21 protein-coding genes are annotated in these 21602 nt (G+C 69.2%); 11 read left to right on the top strand and 10 right to left on the bottom strand.

The features are described from left to right. Positions 1-219: 219 nt before the first annotated feature. The 4 genes from AC5I49_RS14075 (at position 220) to AC5I49_RS14060 (ending at position 4456) form a co-directional block, all read left to right on the top strand. A complete protein-coding gene (locus AC5I49_RS14075; RefSeq protein ID WP_495789526.1) occupies positions 220-1188 on the top strand; it encodes a Bug family tripartite tricarboxylate transporter substrate binding protein in 969 nt (322 codons plus the stop codon). A gap of 30 nt (positions 1189-1218) precedes the next feature. Next, the gene (locus AC5I49_RS14070; RefSeq protein WP_495789525.1) at positions 1219-2799 is read left to right on the top strand and encodes a class I adenylate-forming enzyme family protein; all 1581 of its coding nucleotides are present in this window, start codon (positions 1219-1221) and stop codon (positions 2797-2799) included. Positions 2800-2819: 20 nt separating this feature from the next. After that, positions 2820-3809, top strand: coding sequence for a tripartite tricarboxylate transporter substrate binding protein (locus AC5I49_RS14065; protein ID WP_154833082.1), 990 nt, complete (start codon positions 2820-2822; stop codon positions 3807-3809). A 194-nt stretch (positions 3810-4003) separates the two neighbouring features. Then, on the top strand, positions 4004-4456 hold the full coding sequence (locus AC5I49_RS14060; protein ID WP_017406880.1) for a PaaI family thioesterase: 453 nt from the start codon (positions 4004-4006) through the stop codon (positions 4454-4456). A 58-nt stretch (positions 4457-4514) separates the two neighbouring features. Here AC5I49_RS14060 and AC5I49_RS14055 read toward each other — a convergent pair whose 3' ends face one another. The 8 genes from AC5I49_RS14055 to AC5I49_RS14020 form a co-directional block, all read right to left on the bottom strand. After that, complete coding sequence (locus AC5I49_RS14055; protein WP_046242087.1) at positions 4515-5060, bottom strand: hypothetical protein; 546 nt, start codon at positions 5058-5060, stop codon at positions 4515-4517. A gap of 138 nt (positions 5061-5198) precedes the next feature. Continuing rightward, complete coding sequence (locus AC5I49_RS14050) at positions 5199-6278, bottom strand: Bug family tripartite tricarboxylate transporter substrate binding protein (protein ID WP_026062768.1); 1080 nt, start codon at positions 6276-6278, stop codon at positions 5199-5201. 187 nt (positions 6279-6465) lie between these two features. Further along, entirely contained in the window at positions 6466-7338 is an 873-nt protein-coding gene (locus AC5I49_RS14045; protein ID WP_495789524.1) for an HpcH/HpaI aldolase/citrate lyase family protein, read from the bottom strand. A 23-nt stretch (positions 7339-7361) separates the two neighbouring features. Further along, on the bottom strand, positions 7362-8369 hold the full coding sequence (locus AC5I49_RS14040) for a tripartite tricarboxylate transporter substrate binding protein BugD (protein WP_154833075.1): 1008 nt from the start codon (positions 8367-8369) through the stop codon (positions 7362-7364). Between the two features lie 103 nt (positions 8370-8472). Then, on the bottom strand, positions 8473-9837 hold the full coding sequence (locus tag AC5I49_RS14035; protein ID WP_495789523.1) for an MmgE/PrpD family protein: 1365 nt from the start codon (positions 9835-9837) through the stop codon (positions 8473-8475). A gap of 39 nt (positions 9838-9876) precedes the next feature. Further along, the gene (locus AC5I49_RS14030; RefSeq protein WP_016450241.1) at positions 9877-11079 is read right to left on the bottom strand and encodes a CaiB/BaiF CoA transferase family protein; all 1203 of its coding nucleotides are present in this window, start codon (positions 11077-11079) and stop codon (positions 9877-9879) included. Positions 11080-11090: 11 nt separating this feature from the next. After that, a complete protein-coding gene (locus AC5I49_RS14025) occupies positions 11091-12257 on the bottom strand; it encodes an acyl-CoA dehydrogenase family protein (protein WP_016450242.1) in 1167 nt (388 codons plus the stop codon). Between the two features lie 30 nt (positions 12258-12287). Next, positions 12288-13193 carry an HTD2 family dehydratase gene (locus AC5I49_RS14020; protein ID WP_495789522.1) on the bottom strand — a complete coding sequence of 302 codons (906 nt, stop codon included), beginning with the start codon at positions 13191-13193 and terminating at the stop codon, positions 12288-12290. Between the two features lie 207 nt (positions 13194-13400). On the opposite strand from AC5I49_RS14020, the gene AC5I49_RS14015 reads away from it, so the two are divergent. The 7 genes from AC5I49_RS14015 to AC5I49_RS13985 all read left to right on the top strand — a co-directional run bounded on the left by AC5I49_RS14015 (position 13401) and on the right by AC5I49_RS13985 (position 19546). After that, on the top strand, positions 13401-14318 hold the full coding sequence (locus AC5I49_RS14015) for an SDR family NAD(P)-dependent oxidoreductase (protein ID WP_016450244.1): 918 nt from the start codon (positions 13401-13403) through the stop codon (positions 14316-14318). A gap of 171 nt (positions 14319-14489) precedes the next feature. Further along, positions 14490-15383 carry a MaoC family dehydratase gene (locus AC5I49_RS14010; protein WP_043783102.1) on the top strand — a complete coding sequence of 298 codons (894 nt, stop codon included), beginning with the start codon at positions 14490-14492 and terminating at the stop codon, positions 15381-15383. Between the two features lie 51 nt (positions 15384-15434). Then, the gene (locus AC5I49_RS14005) at positions 15435-16232 is read left to right on the top strand and encodes an enoyl-CoA hydratase/isomerase family protein (RefSeq protein WP_495789521.1); all 798 of its coding nucleotides are present in this window, start codon (positions 15435-15437) and stop codon (positions 16230-16232) included. Beyond that, the gene (locus AC5I49_RS14000) at positions 16229-17554 is read left to right on the top strand and encodes an acetyl-CoA hydrolase/transferase family protein (protein ID WP_016452189.1); all 1326 of its coding nucleotides are present in this window, start codon (positions 16229-16231) and stop codon (positions 17552-17554) included. The genes AC5I49_RS14005 and AC5I49_RS14000 overlap by 4 nt, the downstream gene beginning before the upstream one ends. A gap of 27 nt (positions 17555-17581) precedes the next feature. Next, positions 17582-18790 carry an acetyl-CoA C-acetyltransferase gene (locus AC5I49_RS13995; RefSeq protein WP_013800084.1) on the top strand — a complete coding sequence of 403 codons (1209 nt, stop codon included), beginning with the start codon at positions 17582-17584 and terminating at the stop codon, positions 18788-18790. A gap of 94 nt (positions 18791-18884) precedes the next feature. Next, the gene (locus tag AC5I49_RS13990; protein ID WP_016452191.1) at positions 18885-19175 is read left to right on the top strand and encodes a type II toxin-antitoxin system ParD family antitoxin; all 291 of its coding nucleotides are present in this window, start codon (positions 18885-18887) and stop codon (positions 19173-19175) included. Then, positions 19175-19546, top strand: coding sequence for a type II toxin-antitoxin system RelE/ParE family toxin (locus tag AC5I49_RS13985; RefSeq protein WP_445609798.1), 372 nt, complete (start codon positions 19175-19177; stop codon positions 19544-19546). The genes AC5I49_RS13990 and AC5I49_RS13985 overlap by 1 nt, the downstream gene beginning before the upstream one ends. A 19-nt stretch (positions 19547-19565) precedes the next feature. Here AC5I49_RS13985 and AC5I49_RS13980 read toward each other — a convergent pair whose 3' ends face one another. Both AC5I49_RS13980 and AC5I49_RS13975 read right to left on the bottom strand, forming a co-directional pair. Next, positions 19566-20573, bottom strand: coding sequence for a Bug family tripartite tricarboxylate transporter substrate binding protein (locus AC5I49_RS13980; protein ID WP_495789520.1), 1008 nt, complete (start codon positions 20571-20573; stop codon positions 19566-19568). Beyond that, positions 20570-21589, bottom strand: coding sequence for an NADPH:quinone oxidoreductase family protein (locus AC5I49_RS13975; RefSeq protein ID WP_495789529.1), 1020 nt, complete (start codon positions 21587-21589; stop codon positions 20570-20572). Before AC5I49_RS13975 ends, AC5I49_RS13980 begins: the two co-directional genes overlap by 4 nt. Positions 21590-21602: the final 13 nt, after the last annotated feature.

The raw sequence follows: 21602 nt of genomic DNA, 5'->3' as shown, positions 1-21602 counted from the left end.
TCTGTTACCCATGTCCTTGTACTGATGTGTCACCTATGAGTGTGAGTCGTACCGGCGCCTTTTTTCTTGGGCTCTTTTCTGGTGCTGGCAAGGGGTTAGCACCCGTTCCAGTGGGCCTAAGCGCGGGTTTCCGAATGGCGAAGCGGATCTCCAGTCAAACCCTGGTGCCCTGTGGCCCAGGGTTTTCTATCGTTGCGGGCAGTGAACTGGAGACTGCCCATGACCGTCCGCCGCAGCCTGCAGGCCCTGCTGGCCGCTTTGCCTTTTTTCTCCCTGGCTCCTGCCGCCGCGCTGGCGGCGGCCTGGCCTGAACGCCCCATCACCATCGTGGTGCCGGCCGCCGCTGGCGGCACCACGGACATTGCCGCGCGCGTGCTGGCCGAGAAGATGGGCAAGGACCTGGGCACCTCGGTGGTGGTGGAGAACAAGGGCGGGGGCGGCGGCAGCATCGGCACGGCCCAGGTGGCGCGCGCCAGGCCCGATGGCTACACGCTGCTCATGGGCAACATCGGCCCGGTGGCCATCAATTTCAGCCTGTACAAGCAGCTCAGCTACAAGGAAAGCGACCTGCGCGGCATCACCAATGTGATCTCCGTGCCCAACATCCTCGTGGTCCATGCCGATTCGCCCGTGCGCAGCGTGCGCGAGCTGGTGGAGCTGGCCAGGACCCGGCGCCTGAACGTGTCCACGTCGGGCGTGGGCCAGTCGCCGCACATGTCCTCTGAGATGTTCCGCCAGAAGGCCGGCATCGAGGTCACGCTCGTGCCCTTTCCCGGGGCCGCGCCTGCGGTCACGGCGCTGCTGGGCCAGCAGGTGGACTACATGATCGACAACCTGCCCAGCTCCATGCCGCACATCAGGAGCGGCAAGTTCCGCGCGCTGGCCATCACCAGCGCCACGCGCTCGGCCCAGTTGCCCGAGGTGCCCACCATGACCGAGGCCGGCGTGCCCATGCAGGTCACGGCCTGGTTCGGGCTGCTGGCACCGGCCGGCACGCCCGATGCCGTGGTCGAGCGCATCCAGCAGTCGGCCCGGCGCGCCATGCAGACGGCCGAGGTGCACCAGCGCTTTGCCGACCTGGGCGGCGTGCCCGGTGGCGAGACACCGGCCGAGTACGACGCCTTCATCGCCCAGGAACGCAAGAGCTGGGCCCAGATCGTCAAGGCCGCAGGCCTGTCGCTGGAATAGTTCTCCCCTCCCGTCCCTCCCGCCCCTCCCATGCAAGAAGACATCGCCGCCCTGCTGCGCCAGTCCTTTGGCTCGCTGCCCGAACTCGTCGCGCTGCAGGCCAGCCAGCGCCCCCGCCACACCGCACTGGCCATGGACCGCCGCAGCCTCGACTACGCCGCGCTGCGCCTGGGCATGGACCGCGTGGCCCTGCGCCTGCAACGCCAGGGCCTGGGCCCCGGCGACGTGGTGGCCATCTGCGCGGGCAGCTCGCCCGAGTACGTGCTGGCCTTCCTGGGTGCGTTGCGCGCGGGCGTGGCCGTGGCGCCGCTGGCCCCGTCGGCCACGGCCGGCCACCTGAGCGCCATGCTGGACAACTGCGGCGCCCGGCTGGTGCTGCGCGATGCGGAAACCGCCGCGCAATGGCCGCTGCAGGCCGGACAGGATCTGCAATGCGTGGCCCTGGACGGCGCTGTCGAAGCCGGCATGCCGTGGTCGCAATGGCTGGCTGCGGACGAAGCGGACCATGGCACGGCACCCACGCCCATCCACCCCCAGCCCGACTGGCCCTTCAACGTCATCTACTCCTCGGGCACCACGGGCGTGCCCAAGGGCATCGTCCAGTCCTGGGCCATGCGCTGGGCCCATGTGCAGCGCGCCATCCACAACGGCTACGGGCCCGATGCCGTCTCGCTGTGCGCCACGCCGCTGTACTCCAACACCACCCTGGTCGCGGCCCTGCCCACCCTGGGGCTGGGCGGCACCCTGGTGCTGATGCGCAAGTTCGACGCGGCGCACTACCTGGAACTGGCCGAGCGCCACCATGCCACCCACACCATGCTCGTGCCCGTGCAGTACCAGCGGCTGATGCAGTGCCCGGGGTTCGACGGCGCCGACCTGAGCCGCCTGCGGCACAAGTTCTGCACCAGCGCGCCGTTCCATCCCGCGCTCAAGGCCGAGGTGCTGCGCCGCTGGCCCGGACGGCTCATCGAGTACTACGGCATGACCGAAGGCGGCGTGCGCTGCGAGCTGCACTGCCATGACTTCCCCGATAAGCTGCACACCGTGGGCAGGCCAGGGCCGGGCGCCGACATCCGCTTCATCGATGAACAGGGCCGCGAACTGCCGCCCGGCGAGCAGGGCGAGATCGTGGGCCGCTCGGCCGGGATGATGAGCGGCTACCACCGCCTGCCCGACAAGACGCAGGAGGCCGAATGGTTCGATGCCCAGGGCCTGCGCTTCATCCGCAGCGGCGACGTGGGGCGCCTGGACGAGGACGGCTTCATCGTGCTGGGTGACCGCAAGAAGGACATGATCATCACGGGTGGCTTCAACGTCTACCCGAGCGACATCGAGTCCGTGCTGCTGCAGCACCCGCAGGTGGCCGAATGCGCAGTGATCGGCGTGCCCTCCGACGCTTGGGGCGAGACCCCCGTGGCCTACGCCGTGGCGCGCCCCGATGCCACGCCCTCGGCCGCCGAGCTGCGCGAATGGCTCAACGCCCGCGTGGGCAAGACCCAGCGCGTGGCCGAGCTGCGGCTGGCCGCCAGCCTGCCGCGCAGCGAGATCGGCAAAGTGCTCAAGCGCGCGCTGCGCGAGCAGTACCAAGTCGACGCCCTGTCCACTTCATGAAACGGAGTCCCCCCATGCCCATGCCCATGCACCCACTCCCGCGCCGCCGCCTGCTGTCCTGCCTGGCCCTGGCGACCTGCGCCCTGCTGGCCCCGGCCGCCCATGCTGCCGAGGCCTGGCCTGCCAAGCCCATCCAGCTGGTCATTCCCTATCCACCCGGCGGCAGTGCCGACCTGCTGGGCCGCCCTCTGGCCGTGCAGCTGCAGCAGCAGCTGGGCCAGCCCGTGGTGCTGGAGTACAAGCCCGGCGCAGGCGGCACGCTGGCCTCGCAATACGTGGCGCGCGCCAGGCCCGATGGCTACACCGTGCTCATGGTGCTGGCCGCCCATGCCATCAACGACAGCCTCTATCCCAAGCTGCCCTACGACACCCGCCGCGACTTCGCGCCCGTGTCTTTGGTGGCCAACCTGCCCATGGTGGTTGCGGCCAGCAGCAAGCTGCCGGCCAGGAACATCCAGGAACTCATCCAGGCCGCCAAGGCCAACCCCGGCAAGCTCACCTTCGGCTCGGCGGGCAACGGCAACACGGGGCATCTGGCGGCCGAGTACTTCGGCTCCATGGCAGGCGTGCGCATGACCCATGTGCCCTACAAGGGCAGCGCGGGCGTGGTCAACGCCATGCTGGCCGGCGACATCGACCTGACCTTCGACAGCATCTCCACCTCCATGCCCCATATCCGCAGCGGGCGCATGCACGCGCTGGCCGTCACCAGCCCGCAGCGCTCGGCGCTGGCGCCCGAGGTGCCCACCATCCAGGAGCAGGGCATCGCAGGCTTCGACGTGACCGGCTGGTACGCCGTCATCGCGCCGGCCGGCACGCCCGCCGAAGCCACCCAGCGCCTGAGCCGCGAGATCGCCTCCGCCCTGCGCCAGCCCGCGCTGCAGGCCCAGCTGGCCGCCGGCGGCTACGAGCCCGTGGGCTCCACGCCCGAGGCGCTGCAGGCGCATATCGACAAGGAAATCACGCGCTGGGCCACTGTCGTCAAATCGACAGGTGCACGTGTGGATTGAAAGTCACCCCCTGAGCGGCTGCGCCGCTTCCCCCGTGTGCACGGCGCCCTCTCTCGCTTCGCGGGAGGGGGGCATCCGGGCAACCGGCGGCACCCTCGGTGCGGGGCGGCGCGGCCGGCGTAGGCCCTTCCTCGGTGCCCCGGAGTCGGTACACGCCAGTCTCGAGCGCCGCGCCCAATGCGATGATCATGTCCATGAATACACCCATCAAAGACCACCCGGCCAACCCCTTCGAAGGCGAGGCGCCCGGCATCCTCTTCGGCCTGCCCATGCCCATGGCCCGCGCCATGAAGCTCAGCGGTGAACGCATCGGCGATGACCGCGCCCAGATCCGCATGGGCTTTCAACCGGACCAGGCCAACAGCCGCGGCGACGTGCACGGCGGCGCCATCGCCTCGCTGCTGGACTGCGCCCTGGCCTCGGCCTGCCGCTCGCATGACCCCACGGCCTTCGGCGTGGCCACCATCGATCTCACGCTGCACTACGTCTCGGCCGGCAGCGGCGATCTCATCGCCACCGCCCACTGCGAGCGGCGCGGCCGCTCCATCAGCTTCGCGCGCGGCGAAGTGCGTTCCGAGGACGGCACCCTGGTGGCCCTGGCCACCGGCACCTTCAAGCTGATGGCGCGCAGCCCGGCACAGGCCTGAGCGCAGGGCACGCGCGGCGCCGGATGGCGCCGGACGGCACTTGCGTGCCGCCGCGTCGTCAGAGCCGCTTTTCCTTGGCCTCGATCAGCTTTTGCATCAGTTCGCAGACCTGCCTGGCCTGCTCCTGGGTGATGTCGATGTTCTCGATCACCGAGCGCTTGAACTGGATGCCGTTGACTGCGCCGCTGTTCTCGATGAAGCCCAGCGTCAGGGTGCGGTTCAGGAAGTAGATGATGGCCGCGATGCCCCAGCCGATCAGCATGACCACCAGGCCTGCAAAGAAGCTCTGGGCCATCATGGACCCGCCCATGAACAGGGACAGGGCACCGATGCCCAGCGCCGTCTTCCAGGGCTTGTGATAGCCGTAGTAGGTGGAGCAGATGCCCTGCAGCGGGATCAGGCGCGACTGGGTGCCCGACAGCGAGGCGCTGCTGAACTCCAGGCGCTCGCTGCCCACGCGGATGGTGGTGGTGGGATCGATGTTGACCTTGGACAGGATCCAGGCGACCAGGCCGCCTTCGCGGCCTGTGATGGCAATGTGGTTGCCCTTGTCGTCTATGGGTTGCTCGCTGGCCTTCCAGGCCTTGATGACCAATGCACTCACGGTAATACCCTCTCTTGAATGTTTGAGAAACCACGGGCTGTCCCGTCATGGCATTGCACCACCGGGGCCGCCTGAGGAGGGGCGATTACAGCACAGGGCATGAGTGCAGCCTTGGGCAACCAGGGCCGCTGTGCGCCATCAACCGGGTTGCACCCCCGCCGACTGCAGCAGCCGCCCCCAGACCGGAGCCTCTTGCGCCCAGGCCTTGCCGAAGCGCTGAGGGCTGTCGTCATCGACAGGGACGAAGCCGGCCGCGATGATGCGGGCCGTGCCTTCGCGGCTGGCCACGGCGCGGTTGGAGATTTCGCCCCATTGCCGCGTGAGGTCGGCCGGCAGGCCCCTGGGGCCGGCGATGGCCAGCCAGCCGGACAGTTCCATGGCCTCGTGGCGGTAGCCGGCCTCGGCAAAGGTGGGCACCTCGGGCAGCAGGGGCACGCGGCGCGTGCCGGTGACGGCCAGGGCGCGCAGCTTGCCTGCATCGATGTGGGGCTTGAGCGTGAGCAGGCTGCCCATGCCGATGGGGATGCGCCCGCCCAGCATGTCCTGCACCATCAGCGCCTCGCCCCGGTAGGCGGCATGCGCCATGCCGGCACCGGCCATGTCGCTGAGCACGGCGCAGGCCAGGTGGCCGTGCGAGCCTATGCCGTAGGAGCCATACGAGAGCTTGCCCGCGTTGGCCTGGGCCCAGGCCATGAATTCGCGCAGGTTGGAGGCGGGCACGTCGGCCGTGACCACCAGGGCGATGGGCGCCATGCACACGCGCGACAGGGGCGTGAGGTCGGTCAACGGGTCGTAGGCGGTCTTCTTGTAGAGGTATTTGTTGGTGAGCATGGTGGAGGTGGTGCCCAGCAACAGGGTGAGCCCGTCGGGCGCGGAGCGGACCACCATCTCGCCGCCGATCAGTCCGGCCGCGCCGGGCTTGTTGTCCACCACCACGGTCTGGCCCAGCTGCTGGGCCATGCGCTCGCCCAGGATGCGCGCAATCACGTCGGTGGCGCCGCCCGCCGCAAAGGGCACGACGATGCGCACGGGCCGCGTGGCAAAGCCGGCCTGCGCCAGCACGCTGGCGGGCCCTGCCGCCACGGCGCCGGCCGCCAGGGCCAGCGCCTGGCGCCGATTCAATCGGTTATCCAGTCGGTCATCCATTCGGTCTTCAAGTCGGTCATTCAATTGGCCGTTGAATCCGCTGTTCGATGTCGTCCCCGAGATCACTGCCATCACACGCTCCTTTGCCTGGGTGCCTCCATGGGTGGAGATACCGGATCAAGAAACCGACGTCTCGAAATCAATCGAGTTGGCCAAGCGTATTCGAGGCAGATGGATTCACCATCAGGGAAATCATTGGACTGCTTGCACCAGAATCAGAAAACTCTGAGTGTAAAACGGCCTTTCAGTCTCATTTTCATCAAGATCGTGCTGGAGATCTCTGTTGCGCCCAGGCATGGCGCAGCAGCACCTGTTCGGCCTGCTTGAGCACGGGCGCATCGACCATGCGGCCGTCCAGCACGCAGACGCCGCCTCCGGCCTCGGCCAGGGCCTGACGCAGGCGCTGCGCGTGGGCCACGGCCGCTGCATCGGGGTCGAAGACGGCGTGCAGGGGCTGGACCTGGGCCGGGTGGATGCACAGCTTGCCGCCAAAGCCCATGCGCCGCGCGCGTGCCGCGTCCTGGGCCAGCCGCTCGGGGTTGCGCGTGTCCACCGTCACGCCGTCCACGGCCGCGCCAATGCCGGCGCGGCGCGAGGCCAGGACCAGGGCCATGCGCATGGGCAGCAGCTCTTCCTCGCCCTGGTCGCATGCCATGCCCGCATCGACCTGGAAGTCCAGGTGGCCGAAGGCCAGGCGCACCACCTGGGGCGCGGCAGCCAGGGCGTCGGCCGCGTCCAGGCCGGCCACGCTTTCGATGAGGGGCAGCACGGCCGCCCGTGCGCCCGCAGCCTGGGCCACCGCATGCAGTGTCTGGGCGCGCTCGGCCTTGGAGACCATGGCGCCGGCCACGCCCTGCTCCACCAGCTGCGCCAGCGCGCGCAGGTCATCCGCATGCCAGGGCGTGCCTTCGGCGTTGATGCGCACCAGCAGGCGGGCACGGGCCGGGCCTTCCAGCGCACCCACGGCCTGGGCCAGCGCCTGGCGGGCGCCGTCCTTGTCGGCCGGGGCCACGGCATCCTCCCAGTCGGCGATGACCATGTCGGCGCCGCTGTCCAGGGCCTTGCCCAGGCGCTCGGGCCGCGTGGCGGGGACGAAGAGAAAGGAAGTGGCCTGTCGCGCCAGATCGTGCATGCGGATGTCCTTGGGAGAGCGGTTTATTCGGCCGAGACGCCTGCGGCCTTGATGACCTTGTCCCAGCGCGCCACCTCGGCCTGCAGGTGGGTGCGCAGGCCTTCCGGCGTGGCCTTGTCGGGCGTGACCAGGTCGGAGCTGAGTTCGGCGATGCGCTTTTTGACGTTCTCGTCCTTGATGGCCACGTTCAGCGCCTTGTTGATGGCCATGACCACCTCCTTGGGCGTGCCCTTGGGCGCGTACATGCCGTGCCAGACCTTGACGTCGAAGCCCTTGAGGCCCTGCTCGTCCAGCGTGGGGATGTCGGGCAGCGAGGACAGGCGCTTGGGCGTGGTCACACCGAAGACCTTGGCGCGCTGGCCGTCCTTGATCACGGGCACGGTCTGCGTGGTCTGGTCGCACAGCAGGTCCACCTGGCCGCCCATGAGGTCGTTCATGGCCGGGCCTGCGCCCTTGTAGGGCACGGTGGTGAGCTTGACGCCCGCCTGGTGCATGAACAGCATGCCGCACAGCTGGGAGACGGCGCCGATGCCGGCATTGGCCAGCGAGACCTTGTCCTGGTTCTTCTTCACGTAGTCCAGCAGCTCGGCAAAGTTGTTGGCCGGGAAGTCCTTGCGCGACAGCAGGGTCATGGGCACGTCCAGCACCTGGCCGATGTACTCGAAGTCCTTGAGCGGGTCATAGGGCAGCTTCTTGTACAGCGCAGGCGCCGTGGCCATGCCCATGTGGTGGATGAGGATGGTGTAGCCGTCGGCCTTGGCCTTGGCCACGCGGTTGGGCGCAATGGTGCCGCCCGCTCCCACGGTGTTCTCGACCAGCACGCTCTGGCCCAGCACCTGGCCCATGGGCACGGCCAGCAGGCGCGCCACCACATCGGTGGGGCCGCCAGCGCTGTAGGGCACGACGAGGACGACGGGCTTGTCGGGCCAGGCCGCGGCCAGGGCGCCGGTGGTCGTCCCGCCGGCGGCAAGGGCGCAGGCGGCGGCCGCTGCGTAAACGAGGCGGCGGCGGAAAGAAGTGGTGCGTTGCATGGTTTGTCTCCTGTGCACTTGGGTGGAAGCGGGAGGCGCTCTGTGGTGGCGCCTTTCCCATGGATTCGCCGGCCGGGGCCGGCGCGAAAACTCAGTCAAGAACTCAGTCAAGCAGGCGCTGCACGCGCGGCCAGTGCGCGATCTGCCACAGCCGCGCTACAGCGGCCTGGGCGGGGTCGTCCTGCAGGGCACCGCCATAGGCGATCAGTCGCAACGCCTTGGCCGTGATCTCCTCGCGCGACAGTGTGTTGCCCGGATCGCCCTTGGGCTCTTCCACACGGCCGTGCAGCGTGCGGCCATCGGTGGTGAGCACGGTGACCTTGCCGATCCAGCGCTGCGGGTAGGCGGCATCGACCTCGGGGTCCAGCACCATGCCCACCTTCTCGCGCAGGGCCACCGTGGTGGCGGCCAGGTATTCGTTGTCGAACTCGTCCAGGCCCGCATGGCCGTGGCGCGCGGCCAGCGCCAGCACCGTGCCCATGGAGAACTTGCTCTGGTGCACCGTGCCGGGATCGACCACGGGGCCCAGCACGTCGATGGCGCCCTGGTGCACGTGGCAGGTGACCTGCGCCAGGTCGGCGGGGGCCAGGCCGTGGTCCTGCATGACCTGCAGCAGCGCGTCGGCGGCCGGGTGCGTGTGGCGGCAGGAGGCATGCCATTTGAACGAGGTCTCGGCCGTGGCCCAGCGCGTGCCGATACCGTCCGTGAGGCGCGTGGGATCGGCGTCCGTGGACATGCCTGCCGCCAGGCCCTGCGGCCCGGTGAAGATGTCCTGCGCACCGGTGAATCCGTCCCGGGCCAGATAGGCCGACATCAGGCCCGCAGCGGCCGCATGGGCCGTGTGCAGCTGCTTGCTGTCGGCGCCCGTGCGCAGGAACTCCCACAGCCCTGCCGACTGCGTGCCGGCCGAGCCGAAGGCATGCTGCATCTGCGCGGGCGTGAGGCCCAGCAGCCGGCCCACGGCGGCCGCGGCGGCCAGGGTGCCGGCCGTGGCCGTGGTGTGGAAGATGCGGTAGTGGCTGCGGCCCAGGAACTCGCCCACGCGGATGCCGACCTCATAGCCGGCCACGCAGGCGGCCATGAGCTCGGCGCCGCTGGCGCCGATGCTCTGTGCCACGGCCAGCGCGGGCGGGAAGACCACGGCGGCGGGGTGGAAGACCGAGCCGTTGTGCACATCGTCCTGCTCGGCCACATGCGAGGCCGCGGCATTGGCCAGGGCCGCCATCATGGGCGAGGTGGTGTCGGCACTGCCCAGGATCTCGCTAGGCCCCTGCGCCGGTCCCTGGGACAGCGCAAAGCGCGTGATGCTCTGCACGGGGCGCGCGCCCTGGCCTGCGAGCACGGAGCCGAACCAGTCCACCCAGAGGTCTTCGGCGCGCTGCTGAACGGCGGCGGGAACGTCGTCCCAGCGCAGCGTGGCGGCGAACTGGGCCAGCGGATGGATGCTCACTTGCGGATCATGTTTCATGAGGGGGTCTCCGGCGCATTCTGCGCATGCGCCCAGGTTTCAGGGAGTGGGTTTTCCAGATTGCGGGCACAAAGCCTGGATGCGCTCTGCGCTCCAGCCCAGCTCGGCCAGGATGGCGGCGCTGTGCTCGCCCACGGCGGGCACGGCCTCCATGCGGTAGTCGAAGGCGCTGTTGGCGCCGGGCGGCAGCAGCGCTTGCACCGGACCGGCCGGCGTGTCCACGCTGCACCAGCGCTGGCGTGCGGCCAGCTGCGGATGGGCCCACAGGCCGGCCATGTCGTTGACGCGCGCATTGGCAATGCCGGCCGCATCCAGACGCTGCACGACCTGGGCAGCATCGAGCGCGTTGAACACGCCCAGGATCAGCGCACGCAGCTCCTCGCGGTTGGCGTTGCGGCGCGCATTGCTGTCAAAGCGCGCATCCGTGGCCAGCGCGGGCTGCAGCAGCACCTGTTCGCAAAAGAGCTTCCACTCGCGTTCGTTTTGCAGGCCCAGCATCACCGTCCCGCCGTCACCGGCCTCGAACGGCCCGTAGGGATAGATGCTGGCGTGCGAGGCGCCGGTGCGCGGCGGCGGCGGCGCGCCGTCGAAGGCGTAGTACATGGGGTAACCCATCCACTCGCCCAGCGCCTCCAGCATGGACACGTCGATGTGGCTGCCCTCGCCCGTGCGCCCGCGCAGCAGCAGGGCCGACAGGATATTGGTGTACGCATACATGCCGGCCGCGATGTCGGCCACCGAGATGCCGGCCTTGGACGGCACCTCGGGCGTGCCCGTGACCGAGAGAAAGCCCGCCTCGCTCTGGATCAGCAGGTCGTAGGCCTTCTTGTCGCGGTAGGGGCCGTCTGCGCCGTAGCCGCTGATGTCGCAGACGATGAGGCGCGGAAAGCGCTCGCGCAGCGCCGCATAGGACAGGCCCATGCGCGCGGCCGCGCCGGGCGCCAGGTTCTGCACCAGCACGTCGGCACCCTCCAGCAGCTGCAGCAGCGCCTGCATGGCCTCGTCCTGCTTGAGGTCCAGCGCCAGGCTCTGCTTGCTGCGGTTGATCCAGGTGAAGTGCGAGGACTGGCCCTGCACGCGCTGGTCATAGCCGCGCGCAAAGTCGCCGCTGCCGGGCCGCTCGACCTTGATCACGCGCGCGCCCAGGTCGGCCAGCTGGCGCGTGCAAAACGGTGCGGCCACCGCATGTTCCAGCGAGACTACGGTGGTGCCGTCCAGGGGCCTCAGGCGTTGCTGTGTCATGCGCAGTGCCTTCAGAAAGAACGCGGCAGACCGAGGATGTGCTCGGCCACGTAGGAATAGATCAGGTTCGTGGAGATCGGCGCCACCTGGTACAGGCGCGTCTCGCGGAACTTGCGCTCCACGTCGTATTCGCAGGCAAAGCCGAAGCCGCCGTGGAACTGGATGCAGGCATTGGCCGCCTCCCAGCTGGCCTTGGCCGCCAGGTACTTGGCCATGTTGGCCTGGGCGCCCATGGCCTGGTTGGCGTCGAACATCTCGCAGGCCTTCCAGCGCATGAGGTTGGCGGCCTCGACCTCGATGAAGGCATCGGCAATCGGGAACTGCACGCCCTGGTTCTGCCCGATGGGGCGGCCGAACACGTTGCGGTCGCGCACATAGTTGGTCACGCGGTCCAGGAACCAGTAGCCGTCGCCAATGCATTCGGCCGCAATCAGCGTGCGCTCGGCGTTGAGGCCGTCCAGGATGTACTTGAAGCCCTTGCCTTCCTCGCCGATCAGGTTCTCCTCGGGGATTTCCAGGTTCTCGAAGAACAGTTCGTTGGTCTCGTGGTTGACCATGTTGGGGATGGGGCGCACGGTCAGGCCGCTCTTTTGCGCCTCGGCCAGGTCCACCATGAAGATGGACATGCCCTCGCTCTTTTTCTTCACCTCGGCCAGCGGCGTGGTACGCGCCAGCAGGATCATCCAGTCGCTGTGCTGCACGCGGCTGATCCAGACCTTCTGGCCGTTGACCACGTAGCGGCCATCCTTCTTGACGGCGCTGGTCTTGATCTTGGTGGTGTCCGTGCCCGTGGTGGGCTCGGTCACGCCCATGGACTGCAGGCGCCATTCGCCCGAGGCGATGCGCGGCAGGTATTTCTCCTTTTGCGCCTGCGAGCCGTGGCGCAGCAGCGTGCCCATGTTGTACATCTGGCCATGGCAGGCGCCCGAGTTGCCGCCGCAGCGGTTGATCTCTTCCATGATCACGCTGGCCTCGGTCAGGCCCAGGCCCGAGCCGCCGTACTCCTGCGGGATCAGCGCGGCCAGCCAGCCGGCCTTGGTCAGCGCGTCCACGAAGGTCTCGGGATAGGCGCGCTGCTCGTCGATCTTGCGGAAATACTCGTCAGGGAACTCGGCGCACAGCGCACGGATGGCGTCGCGGATTTCGGGGAAATTGTTGGAAAGCGTTTGTTCGATCATGGTGGTCTCAAGGCTCGGTGTTCAGGGGTCTCAGGCCAGGGTGGCTTTTCCGGTCATGGTCAGCCAGCCTTCGTGGTCCTGGGCCCAGAGTTCAATGGTCTTGCCGTCCGCAGAAGGCTTGCCGTGCACGCTGAAGGCATGCAGGTCGAAGGTGGGGCGCACGGCCTTGAACTCGAAGGACAGCACGCGCGCCTGGGGCAGCTCGCGGCGCAGCAGGTCCAGCAGCAGGGTGGCGATCAGCGGGCCGTGCACGATCAGGCCCGGATAGCCCTCCACGCCCGTGACGTAGCGGCGGTCGTAGTGGATGCGGTGGCCGTTGAAGGTCAGGGCCGAGTAGCGGAACAGCAGCACGTCGTCGGGAACGATGGTGCGCGACCAGGTTTGCTGGCCGTCCAGCGGCGGCTTCTGCGGCGTGGGTGCGGGATCGCCGGGCTGGGCAGCGGCGCGGTAGACGATGTCGTGCTCCTCGGTCAGCGCCAGGCCCTGTTCATTGCTGTAGGCATGCTCGACCAGCACGAACAGCAGCTCGCCCGAGCGGCCGCTCTTGTGGCTGACCGAGCCGATGGTGGAGCGGCGCTGCACCTTCTGGCCCACCTGCAGCGCGTTGCCTGCCTCCCAGCGCAGGCGCCCGCCGGCCCACATGCGGCGCGGCAGCGGCACGGGCGGCAGAAAGCCGCCACGGCGCGGGTGGCCGTCGGGGCCCAGCTCGCTTTGGCGTGCATGGGGCAGGAAGTACATCCAGTGCCACAGCGGCGGCAGCGCCGTGCCGTCGGCGGGCTCAGGGTCTTCCCGGTCCAGCGTGGCCGACAGCGCGGCCACGGGCGCGGCCGTGATGCTGTCTGCCAGGGTTTCGCTGCGGCCCTGCCAGGACTGAAGATGCGCCAGCGCGGCGGCGTCGAGGGTGTCGGTAACTTGCTTGTCTGTCATGGCCGCCATGGTCGGTGCAAGCGCGGCGGCCCGCAATCCGCGTTTTCTTAAGCAAGCCTTTGGCCGCGCTGAAGGCTGGGCCGGCGCGGCCTGCCCGCCCCTGCTTTCATTCCCGCGAAGTCCGCCCTTGTGATTGGCGAATGGCGCGGTGCGGCGTTTGCCGGCATCCTTGGTCCCGACTTCTTTCCAACGAACACTGAACGGGGACGACAGGCCATGGCGCAGAAAATGATGCAGGACAAGGTAGTGGTGGTGACGGGTGCCGGCGGCGGCATCGGGCGCGACATGGCGCTGGCCATGGCGGCCGAGGGCGCCAAGGTGGTGGTCAACGACATAGGCACCTCCACCACGGGCGAGGGCACGGACGCCGGCCCGGCGCAGAAGGTGGTCGATGAGATCAAGGCCGCAGGCGGCCAGGCCGTGGCCAACACCGACAGCGTGGCCGAGGCCGCCAGCGCGGGCCGCATCGTGCAGTGCGCCGTGGACAGCTTCGGCCGCATCGACGGCGTGGTCAACAACGCCGGCATCCTGCGCGACCGGTTCTTCCACAAGATGAGCCTGGACGAGTGGGACGCCGTCATCAAGGTCCACCTGTACGGCAGCTACTACATGAGCCGCGCGGCCGCCAACCATTTCAAGGAGCAGGAAAGCGGCGCCTTCGTGCACATGACCTCGACCTCGGGCCTGATCGGCAACCTGGGCCAGGCCAACTACAGCGCGGCCAAGCTGGGGCTGACGGCCCTGTCCAAGTCCATCGCGCTGGACATGCAGAAGTTCAACGTGCGCTCCAACTGCATCGCGCCGTTCGCCTGGAGCCGCATGATCGGCTCCATCCCCACCGACACGCCCGAGCAGCAGGCGCGCGTGGCCAAGATCCAGCAGATGACGCCCAACAAGATCGCCCCGCTGGCCGTCTACCTGCTGTCCGACGCGGCCAGCGACGTGAACGCCCAGGTCTTCGCCGTGCGCAACAACGAGATCTTCGTCATGAGCCAGCCGCGCCCGCTGCGCTCGGTGCACCGCAGCGAAGGCTGGTCGCCCCAGTTCATTGCCGAGCACGGCATGCCTGCGCTCAAGGCGTCGTTCGTGCCGCTGGACCGGTCCGCCGACGTGTTCAGCTGGGATCCTGTCTAGAAAAGCACCCCCTGAGCGGCTGCGCCGCTTCCCCCTCTCTCGCTTCGCGGGAGGGGGACGGCGCCCTCGCCGCGAGGCGGCTCTTGCTCGGCGCCCCTGGGTTGGGGTGCGCCGGTTTTGAAGGCTGTTGGTATTGCGCCAGCGCAATCAATTACCGAGATGACCCGTTCCATGACCATTCGCTACGACCACCTGAAACAGCGCCCCTTCGAGCCCGTGCGCCAGCACTATGGCGAACGCGACACCATGCTCTATGCATTGAGCCTGGGCCTGGGCAGCGATCCGCTGTGCGCCGACGCCCTGCCCTTTTTCTACGAAGGGGCGCCGGGCGGGCTGCGCGCCCTGCCCTCGCAGGCCGTGGTGCTGGGCTACCCGGGCTTCTGGGCGCGCGAGGCCGATACGGGCATCGACTGGGTGAAGCTGCTGCATGGCGAGCAGCGCATGCGGCTGCACCGCCCGCTGCCGGCCAGCGCCGACGTGGTGGGCCACAACCGCATCACGCACCTGACGGACAAGGGCGAAGGCAAGGGCGCCATCATGGTCACCGAGCGGCGCCTGGAGACCGCCGGGGGCGAGCTGCTGGCCACCGTGCAGCAGGTCAGCTTTCTGCGCGGCGATGGCGGCTACAGCCTGCTGGACGGCGGCCAGCCCAGCGACGCGCCCCTGGCGCCGCTGCGCCCCACGCCGGAGGACCGCGCGCCCGACTTCACCGACACCCAGGCCATACGCCCCGAGGCCGCGCTGCTGTACCGCCTGATGGGCGACTACAACCCGCTGCATGCCGACCCGGCCGTGGCGCGCAAGGCCGGCTTCGAGCGGCCCATCCTGCATGGCCTGGCCAGCTACGGCCTGGTGGCCCATGCCGTGCTGCGCCAATGCGGCGACCGCAATCCCGCGCGCCTGAAGGCACTGGATGTGCGCTTCACCGCGCCCGTCTATCCCGGCGAAACCCTGGTCACCGAGATCTGGCGCACGCCCGACCAGCCCTGCCAGCTGCAACTGCGCGCCCGCGTGCTCGAACGCGACAAGGTCGTGCTGAGCCACGGCTACGCCGAACTCGCCTGATGCACGGCGGCCTCGCAAGAGGCCGCTCCTTCCCCCTGCCCTGGAGTTCCCATGAACACCTCCCCCGTATTGACCTCCGTCCAGGACGGCATAGGCACGATCACGCTGAACCGGCCCGAGGCCCGCAACGCGCTCAACCAGGCCATGCGCCCGGCCCTGGCCGCCGCCGTGGCGCAGATGCGCGATGACGCGCAGGTGCACACCGTCATCCTCACGGGCGCAGGCGGCGCCTTCTGCTCGGGCGGCGATATCAGCCAGATGATGGATGCCAGCCAGGCCGGCCTGCCCTGGCGCCAGCGCATGCGCAGCCTGCACCAGTGGTTCCCCGAGCTGGTCAACCTCGAAAAACCCGTGATCGCCGCCGTGGACGGCCCGGCCTTCGGCGCGGGCCTGAGCCTGGCGCTGGCCGCCGACTTCGTGCTGTGCACGCGGCGCGCGAAATTCTGCGCCGTGTTCGGCCGCATCGGCCTGGTGCCCGACCTGGGCGCCATGCACATGCTGCCGCGCATCGTGGGCCTGCAAAAGGCCAAGGAGCTGGTCTTCACCGCGCGCACCGTGCAGGCCGAGGAAGCCAGGTCGCTGGGCATGGTCTACGAGATCGTGGAAGACGGCGAGGCCCTGCAGGCCGCCGCCTTGGCACTGGCGCGGCGCTTCGGCGAGGCATCCACAGCCGCCATCGGCATGGCCAAGACGGCCATGAACCAGGCCTTCGAGCTGGACGCACGCGCCATGGGCGAGCTGGAAGCCTATGCCCAGACGATGTGCCGTGGCTCGGACTACCACCAGGAGGCGGTGCAGCGCTTCAAGGACAAGCAGCCCACGCGCTTCGACTGGGACCGCGCGCCATGAGCGTGCTGTCGCCGGACGCCCTGCAAGAAAGGCTGCAGGCCCTGATCCGCCCCGGCGACACCCTGTGGTGGGGCCAGGCCACGGCCGAGCCGCTGACGCTCACGCGTGCCGTGGTCGCGCAGCGCCATGCACTGGCCCGGCACGGTGGCCAGGGCCGGCTGCGCGTCTTCGTGGGCATGGGCGCATCAGACACGCTGCAGCCGGCGCATGCCGACGCCATCGACTTCTTCGGCTACGCGGCCGGCGGCCCCCACCGCGCGCTGGCCCAGGCCGGCGTGCTGGACATCCTGCCCAGCCACTACTCCCACCTGCCCGGCCTGATCGACGAGGGCCTGCTGCCTGCCGACGTGGTGCTGCTCCAGGTCTCGCCACCCGATGCACAAGGCCGCTACAGCCTGGGCCTGGTCCATGAGTACCTGCCGGCCGCCATACGCAAGGCGCGCGTGCTGATCGGCGAGGTCAACCCCGCCATTCCGTGGACGCACGGCAGCCTGCACCTGCAGGCCGGCGACTTCGCCCTGCTGGTCGATGCCGAACACCCTCCGCTGGACCAGGCGCGCAGCGCGCCCGGCCCTGCCGAGCAGGCCATTGCCGGCCATGTGGCCGCCCTCATCGAAGACGGCGCCACGCTGCAGGTGGGCGTGGGCAACCTGCCCGAGGCCGTGCTCGCCGCGCTGCACGGCCACCGCGACCTGGGCCTGCACAGCGGCGCCGTGGGCGACGGCATTGCAGCCCTGGCCGAAGCCGGCGTGCTGACCCACGCGCGCAAGAGCCAGGACCGCGGCGTGGGCATCGGCGGCATCCTCATGGGCGGCGAATCGCTCAGGCGCTGGGCCCACCGCAACCCCGCCCTGCAACTGCGCGAGACGCGCTACACGCACGACCCCGAGGTGCTGGCCGCCAGCCACAGGCTGGCCGCCATCAATTCGGCGGTGGAGGTGGACCTCACGGGCCAGATCAACTCCGAGGTGGCAGGCGGCGTCTACGTGGGCGCCGTGGGGGGCGCCGTGGACTTTCTGCGCGGCGCGGCACGCAGCCGCGGCGGCCTGCCCATCATCGCCCTGCCCGCCACGGCCAGGGGGGCCACGCGCATCGTCGCGCGGCTGTCCGGCCCCGTCAGCACGCCGCGCAGCGATGCCGGCCTCATCGTCACCGAACACGGCGTGGCCGACCTGCGCGGCCAGACGCTGTCGCGCCGCGTGAAACGGCTGATCGACATCGCGGCGCCGGAGCACCGCGCCGACCTGGAACAACAGGCACATACCCTGCTGCGCCAATGCGGCGCAGCCTTTTCCCGATCCACTGATCCACTGATCCACTGATCCACTGATTCCCAAGGAGACAACACCATGCGCAGAGCCGCCATCGTCACCCCCCTTCGCACGCCCGTGGGCACCTTCGGGGGCAGCCTGCGGCCGGTATCGGTCGAGGAGCTGGCCGCCACCACGGTGCGCGCCGTGGTCGAGAAAAGCGGCATCGACCCCGCACGCATCGACGACGTGGTCTTCGCCCAGTCCTACGCCAGCAGCGAGACGCCCTGCGTGGGCCGCTGGGCCGCGCTGCAGGCCGGCCTGCCGGTGACGGTGCCGGGCATGCAGCTGGACCGGCGCTGCGGCGGCGGCCTGCAGGCCGTGGCCACGGCGGCCATGATGGTGCAAAGCGGCGCCGCCGACGTGGTGATCGCAGGCGGCGTGGAGAGCATGAGCAACATCGAGTACTACAGCACCGACATGCGCTGGGGCGCGCGCTCGGGCAATGTGCGCTTCTACGACCGGCTGGACCGCGGCCGCGAGCGCTCCCAGCCCGTGGAGCGCTTCGGCAAGATCTCGGGAATGATCGAGACCGCCGAGAACCTGGCGCGCGACTACGGCATCAGCCGCGAGGCAGCCGACGCCTATGCCGTGCGCAGCCACCAGCGCGCCGCCGCCGCCTGGGAGGCGGGCCGCTTCGCCGACGAGATCGTCCCCGTCAAGGTGCCCCAGCGCAAGGGCGACCCCGTGCTGTTCACGCGCGACGAAGGCTTTCGTGCCGACGCCACCACCGACAGCATGGGCAAGCTGCGCGTGCTCATGCCCAATGGAACGGTCACGGCCGGCAACGCCAGCCAGCAGAATGACGCCAGCGCCGCCTGCCTGATCGTGGCCGAGGACAGGCTGGCCGAGCTGGGCCTCACCCCCATGGCCACCCTGGTGGGCTGGGCCGCCGCAGGCTGCGAGCCATCGCACATGGGCATAGGCCCCGTGCCCGCCGTCAAGAAGCTGCTGGCGCGCCTGAACCTCACGCTGGACCAGATGGACCTGGTCGAACTCAACGAAGCCTTTGCCTGCCAGGTGCTGTCCGTGCTCAAGGGCTGGGAGTGGAACGACCAGGGCGCCATAGACCACAAGCTCAACGTCAACGGCTCCGGCATCTCCCTGGGCCACCCCATAGGCGCCACCGGCGTGCGCATCCTGGCCACCCTGCTGCACGAGCTGGAGCGCCGCAAGGGCCGCTATGGGCTGGAGACCATGTGCATAGGCGGCGGCCAAGGGATTGCGGCGGTGTTCGAGCGGGTGTGAGGTCTGGGGAGTATCCGCTGGATGCTCCCAAGGATTGGCATACTATGCCAATCCTTCTAGACTGAAGCCCTATTCACCGCAGGAGCAGACGACCATGCCGACACGCAATGTGGTGCTCAGCGACCACCAGCACGAACTTGTCGAAGAACTGGTGCAGTCAGGCCGCTATCAGAACGCCAGCGAGGTGCTGCGTGAAGGCCTTCGCCTGGTCGAGCAGCGAGAGTCCCTCGAAGCTGCCAAGCTCAAGGCCCTTCAGGAGGCGGCGCGGCAAGGCTGGACCGATATCGCCGCTGGCCGCTACATCGATCTGTCGGACAACCAACTCGACAGCTTCATCGCAAGCCTGGGACAGGAAGCTTCCAGCCGCACCCAGACGAAGGCCTGATGGCGCAATACCGCCTTTCCACGGCAGCGCAAGCAGACCTTGTCGACATCCTCTCTTGGTCTCAACAGCGCTTTGGCGTGCCAGCCCGCATGCGCTATCAAGCCCTGATTGCGACTGCATTGCGCGATCTTGCTGCCCAGCCCTGCCGAGCGGGCAGCATGGAGCGGCCCGAGTTGGGAGACGGCGTGCGCTCATGGCATTTGCGTCTGAGCCGTGACCGGGCACGCACAGCCACCGGCATCGTGCGCCACCCCAGGCATTTCCTGATCTACCGAATGCATGGCGAACAACTGGTCATCGGCCGCGTGCTGCACGATGCCATGGAGCTGGAGCGGCACTTGGCCTCCGACTCGCCATGGGACGAGGGTTGAAGCCGGTCACGCTCCCGCCTCAATCCGCCCGCGCGCCCGACGCCTTCACGATCTCTTCCCACTTGCGGGCCTCGGCCTGGATGTAGCGCGCGAACTCGGCGGGCGTGGAGCCCACGGGCTCGGCGCCCAGGCGGCGGTATTGCGCGGCGATCTGGGGTTCGGCAAGCACGCGGCGGGACTCGGTCCACAGTTTCTGCACCACGTCCTGGGGCGTGTTCTTCGGCGCCCACAGTCCGTACCAGGTGCTGGTGCGAAAGCCCGGCATGCCGGCCTCTTCCATGGTGGGCACATCGGTCAGGGAGGGCGAGCGACTGGCCGAGGTGACGGCCAGCGCACGCAGCCGGCCCGAGGCGATGAAGGGCATGGCCGAGGGCATGGAGTCGAACATGAGCTGGATCTGCCCGCCCATCAGGTCGGTCAGGGCCGGCGAGCTGCCCTTGTAGGGCACATGCTGCATCTGCGCGCCGGTTTTCAGGCGGAACAGCTCGCCCGACAGGTGCTGTGACGACGCATTGCCGGCCGAGCCGAAGTTCACCTGTCCCGGATGGGCCTTGGCCCAGGCGATCAGCTCCTGCACATTGCGCACCGGAAGCTGGCTGCCCACGACCAGCACCAGCGGGACATCGACCAGCTGCGTGACCGGCTCGAAATCGCGGAAGGCGTCATAGGGCGCGCTGGCATAGACGTAGGGGTTGATGACGTGGATGGAGGCGTTGACCAGCAGCGTGTAGCCATCGGCCGGCGCCTTGGCCACCAGGGCCGCGCCGACCATGCCGCTGGCGCCGGCCTTGTTGTCCACGACCAGCGGCTGGCCCAGCGCCTCGCCCAGCCGCGTGGTGACCACGCGCCCGACCACGTCGGTAGGCCCGCCCGGTGGATAGGGCACGACGACGCGGATGGGCGCCTTGGGATAGCCCTGGGCCCCGGTGGATGGCTGCGCGCCTGCCGTTCTCCATGCGGCCAGCGCCGCAGCGGCGCCCAGCAGGGTGCGGCGGGAAAGCGCAGAGCCTGTGCGTTGCGTTGTCATACCTTGTCTCCTTGAATGGCGAGTGCGAGCTTGCCGGTCACGTTGCGGCCGTGCAGCGCATCCAGCGCAGCCGGCAGTTCATGCATGGCGAAGACCTGGCTGACCTGGGGATGGATGCATCCCCGGGCAGCCCAGTCGAGCAGCGTGGCAATGACGGGCTGCAGCTGCGCCGCGAAGGCCTGGCGTTCATCGGCCGGCGTCCAGCCGATGTAGCGGCCGTAGAAGAAGCCGTGCAGCGTGAGGTTCTTGACCAGGGCCAGGTTCATGGGCACGGCGGGAATGGCGCCGCTGGCGAAGCCCACGCTCAGCAGCTGCGCGTTCTGCGCGGCCGCGCGCAGTGCCTGCAGCAAGAGATCGCCCCCCACGGGGTCGAAGACCAGGGAGGCGCCCCGGCCCTGCGTGGCCTGCTTGACCTGGGCGGCCAGGTCCTGCGGGGTGACTGCCTGGTGCGCGCCGCGGCGCAGCGCATCGGCGCGCTTGGCCTCGGTGCTGGCGCAGGCGATGACCTGCACGCCGGGCGTCTGCCGGGCCACTTCCACCGCCGCGGCGCCCACGCCCGAACCGGCGCCCAGCACCAGCACCACATCGCCTTCCTGCAGGCGCGCGCGCCAGTGCAGGGCCGTGTAGGCCGTGCCGTAGGACAGGGCAATGGGCAGGGCCTGCAGCCAGGGCATGCCCGCAGGCAGGCGGTAGACGGTGGATGCATGCACCACCGTCTCCTGCGCAAAGGCACCCCAGTCGGCAATGAAGGCCACGGCATCGCCGGGCTGCAGGTGCTGCACCGCGCTGCCGCATTCCAGCACGCGCCCCACGCCTTCGGTGCCGGGCACGAAGGGCAGCGGCGGGCGCCGCTGGTAGCGGCCCTCGATCAGCAGGCCCGTGGCGTGGCTGACGTTGGCGTAGGCCACGGCAATCCGCGCCTGGTGCGCGCCCAGGGGCTGGCCGGGCCGATCCATGGACTGCAGGCGGACCACCTCGTGCGGCGCGCCGAATTGATGGCAGACCAGGGCCTGCATGGAGGTGTCCGGG

Source organism: Delftia sp. (assembly GCF_059499305.1).
Note: the sequence above shows the minus strand (reverse complement) of the source record. Positions and strands in the feature narration are given on the sequence as shown.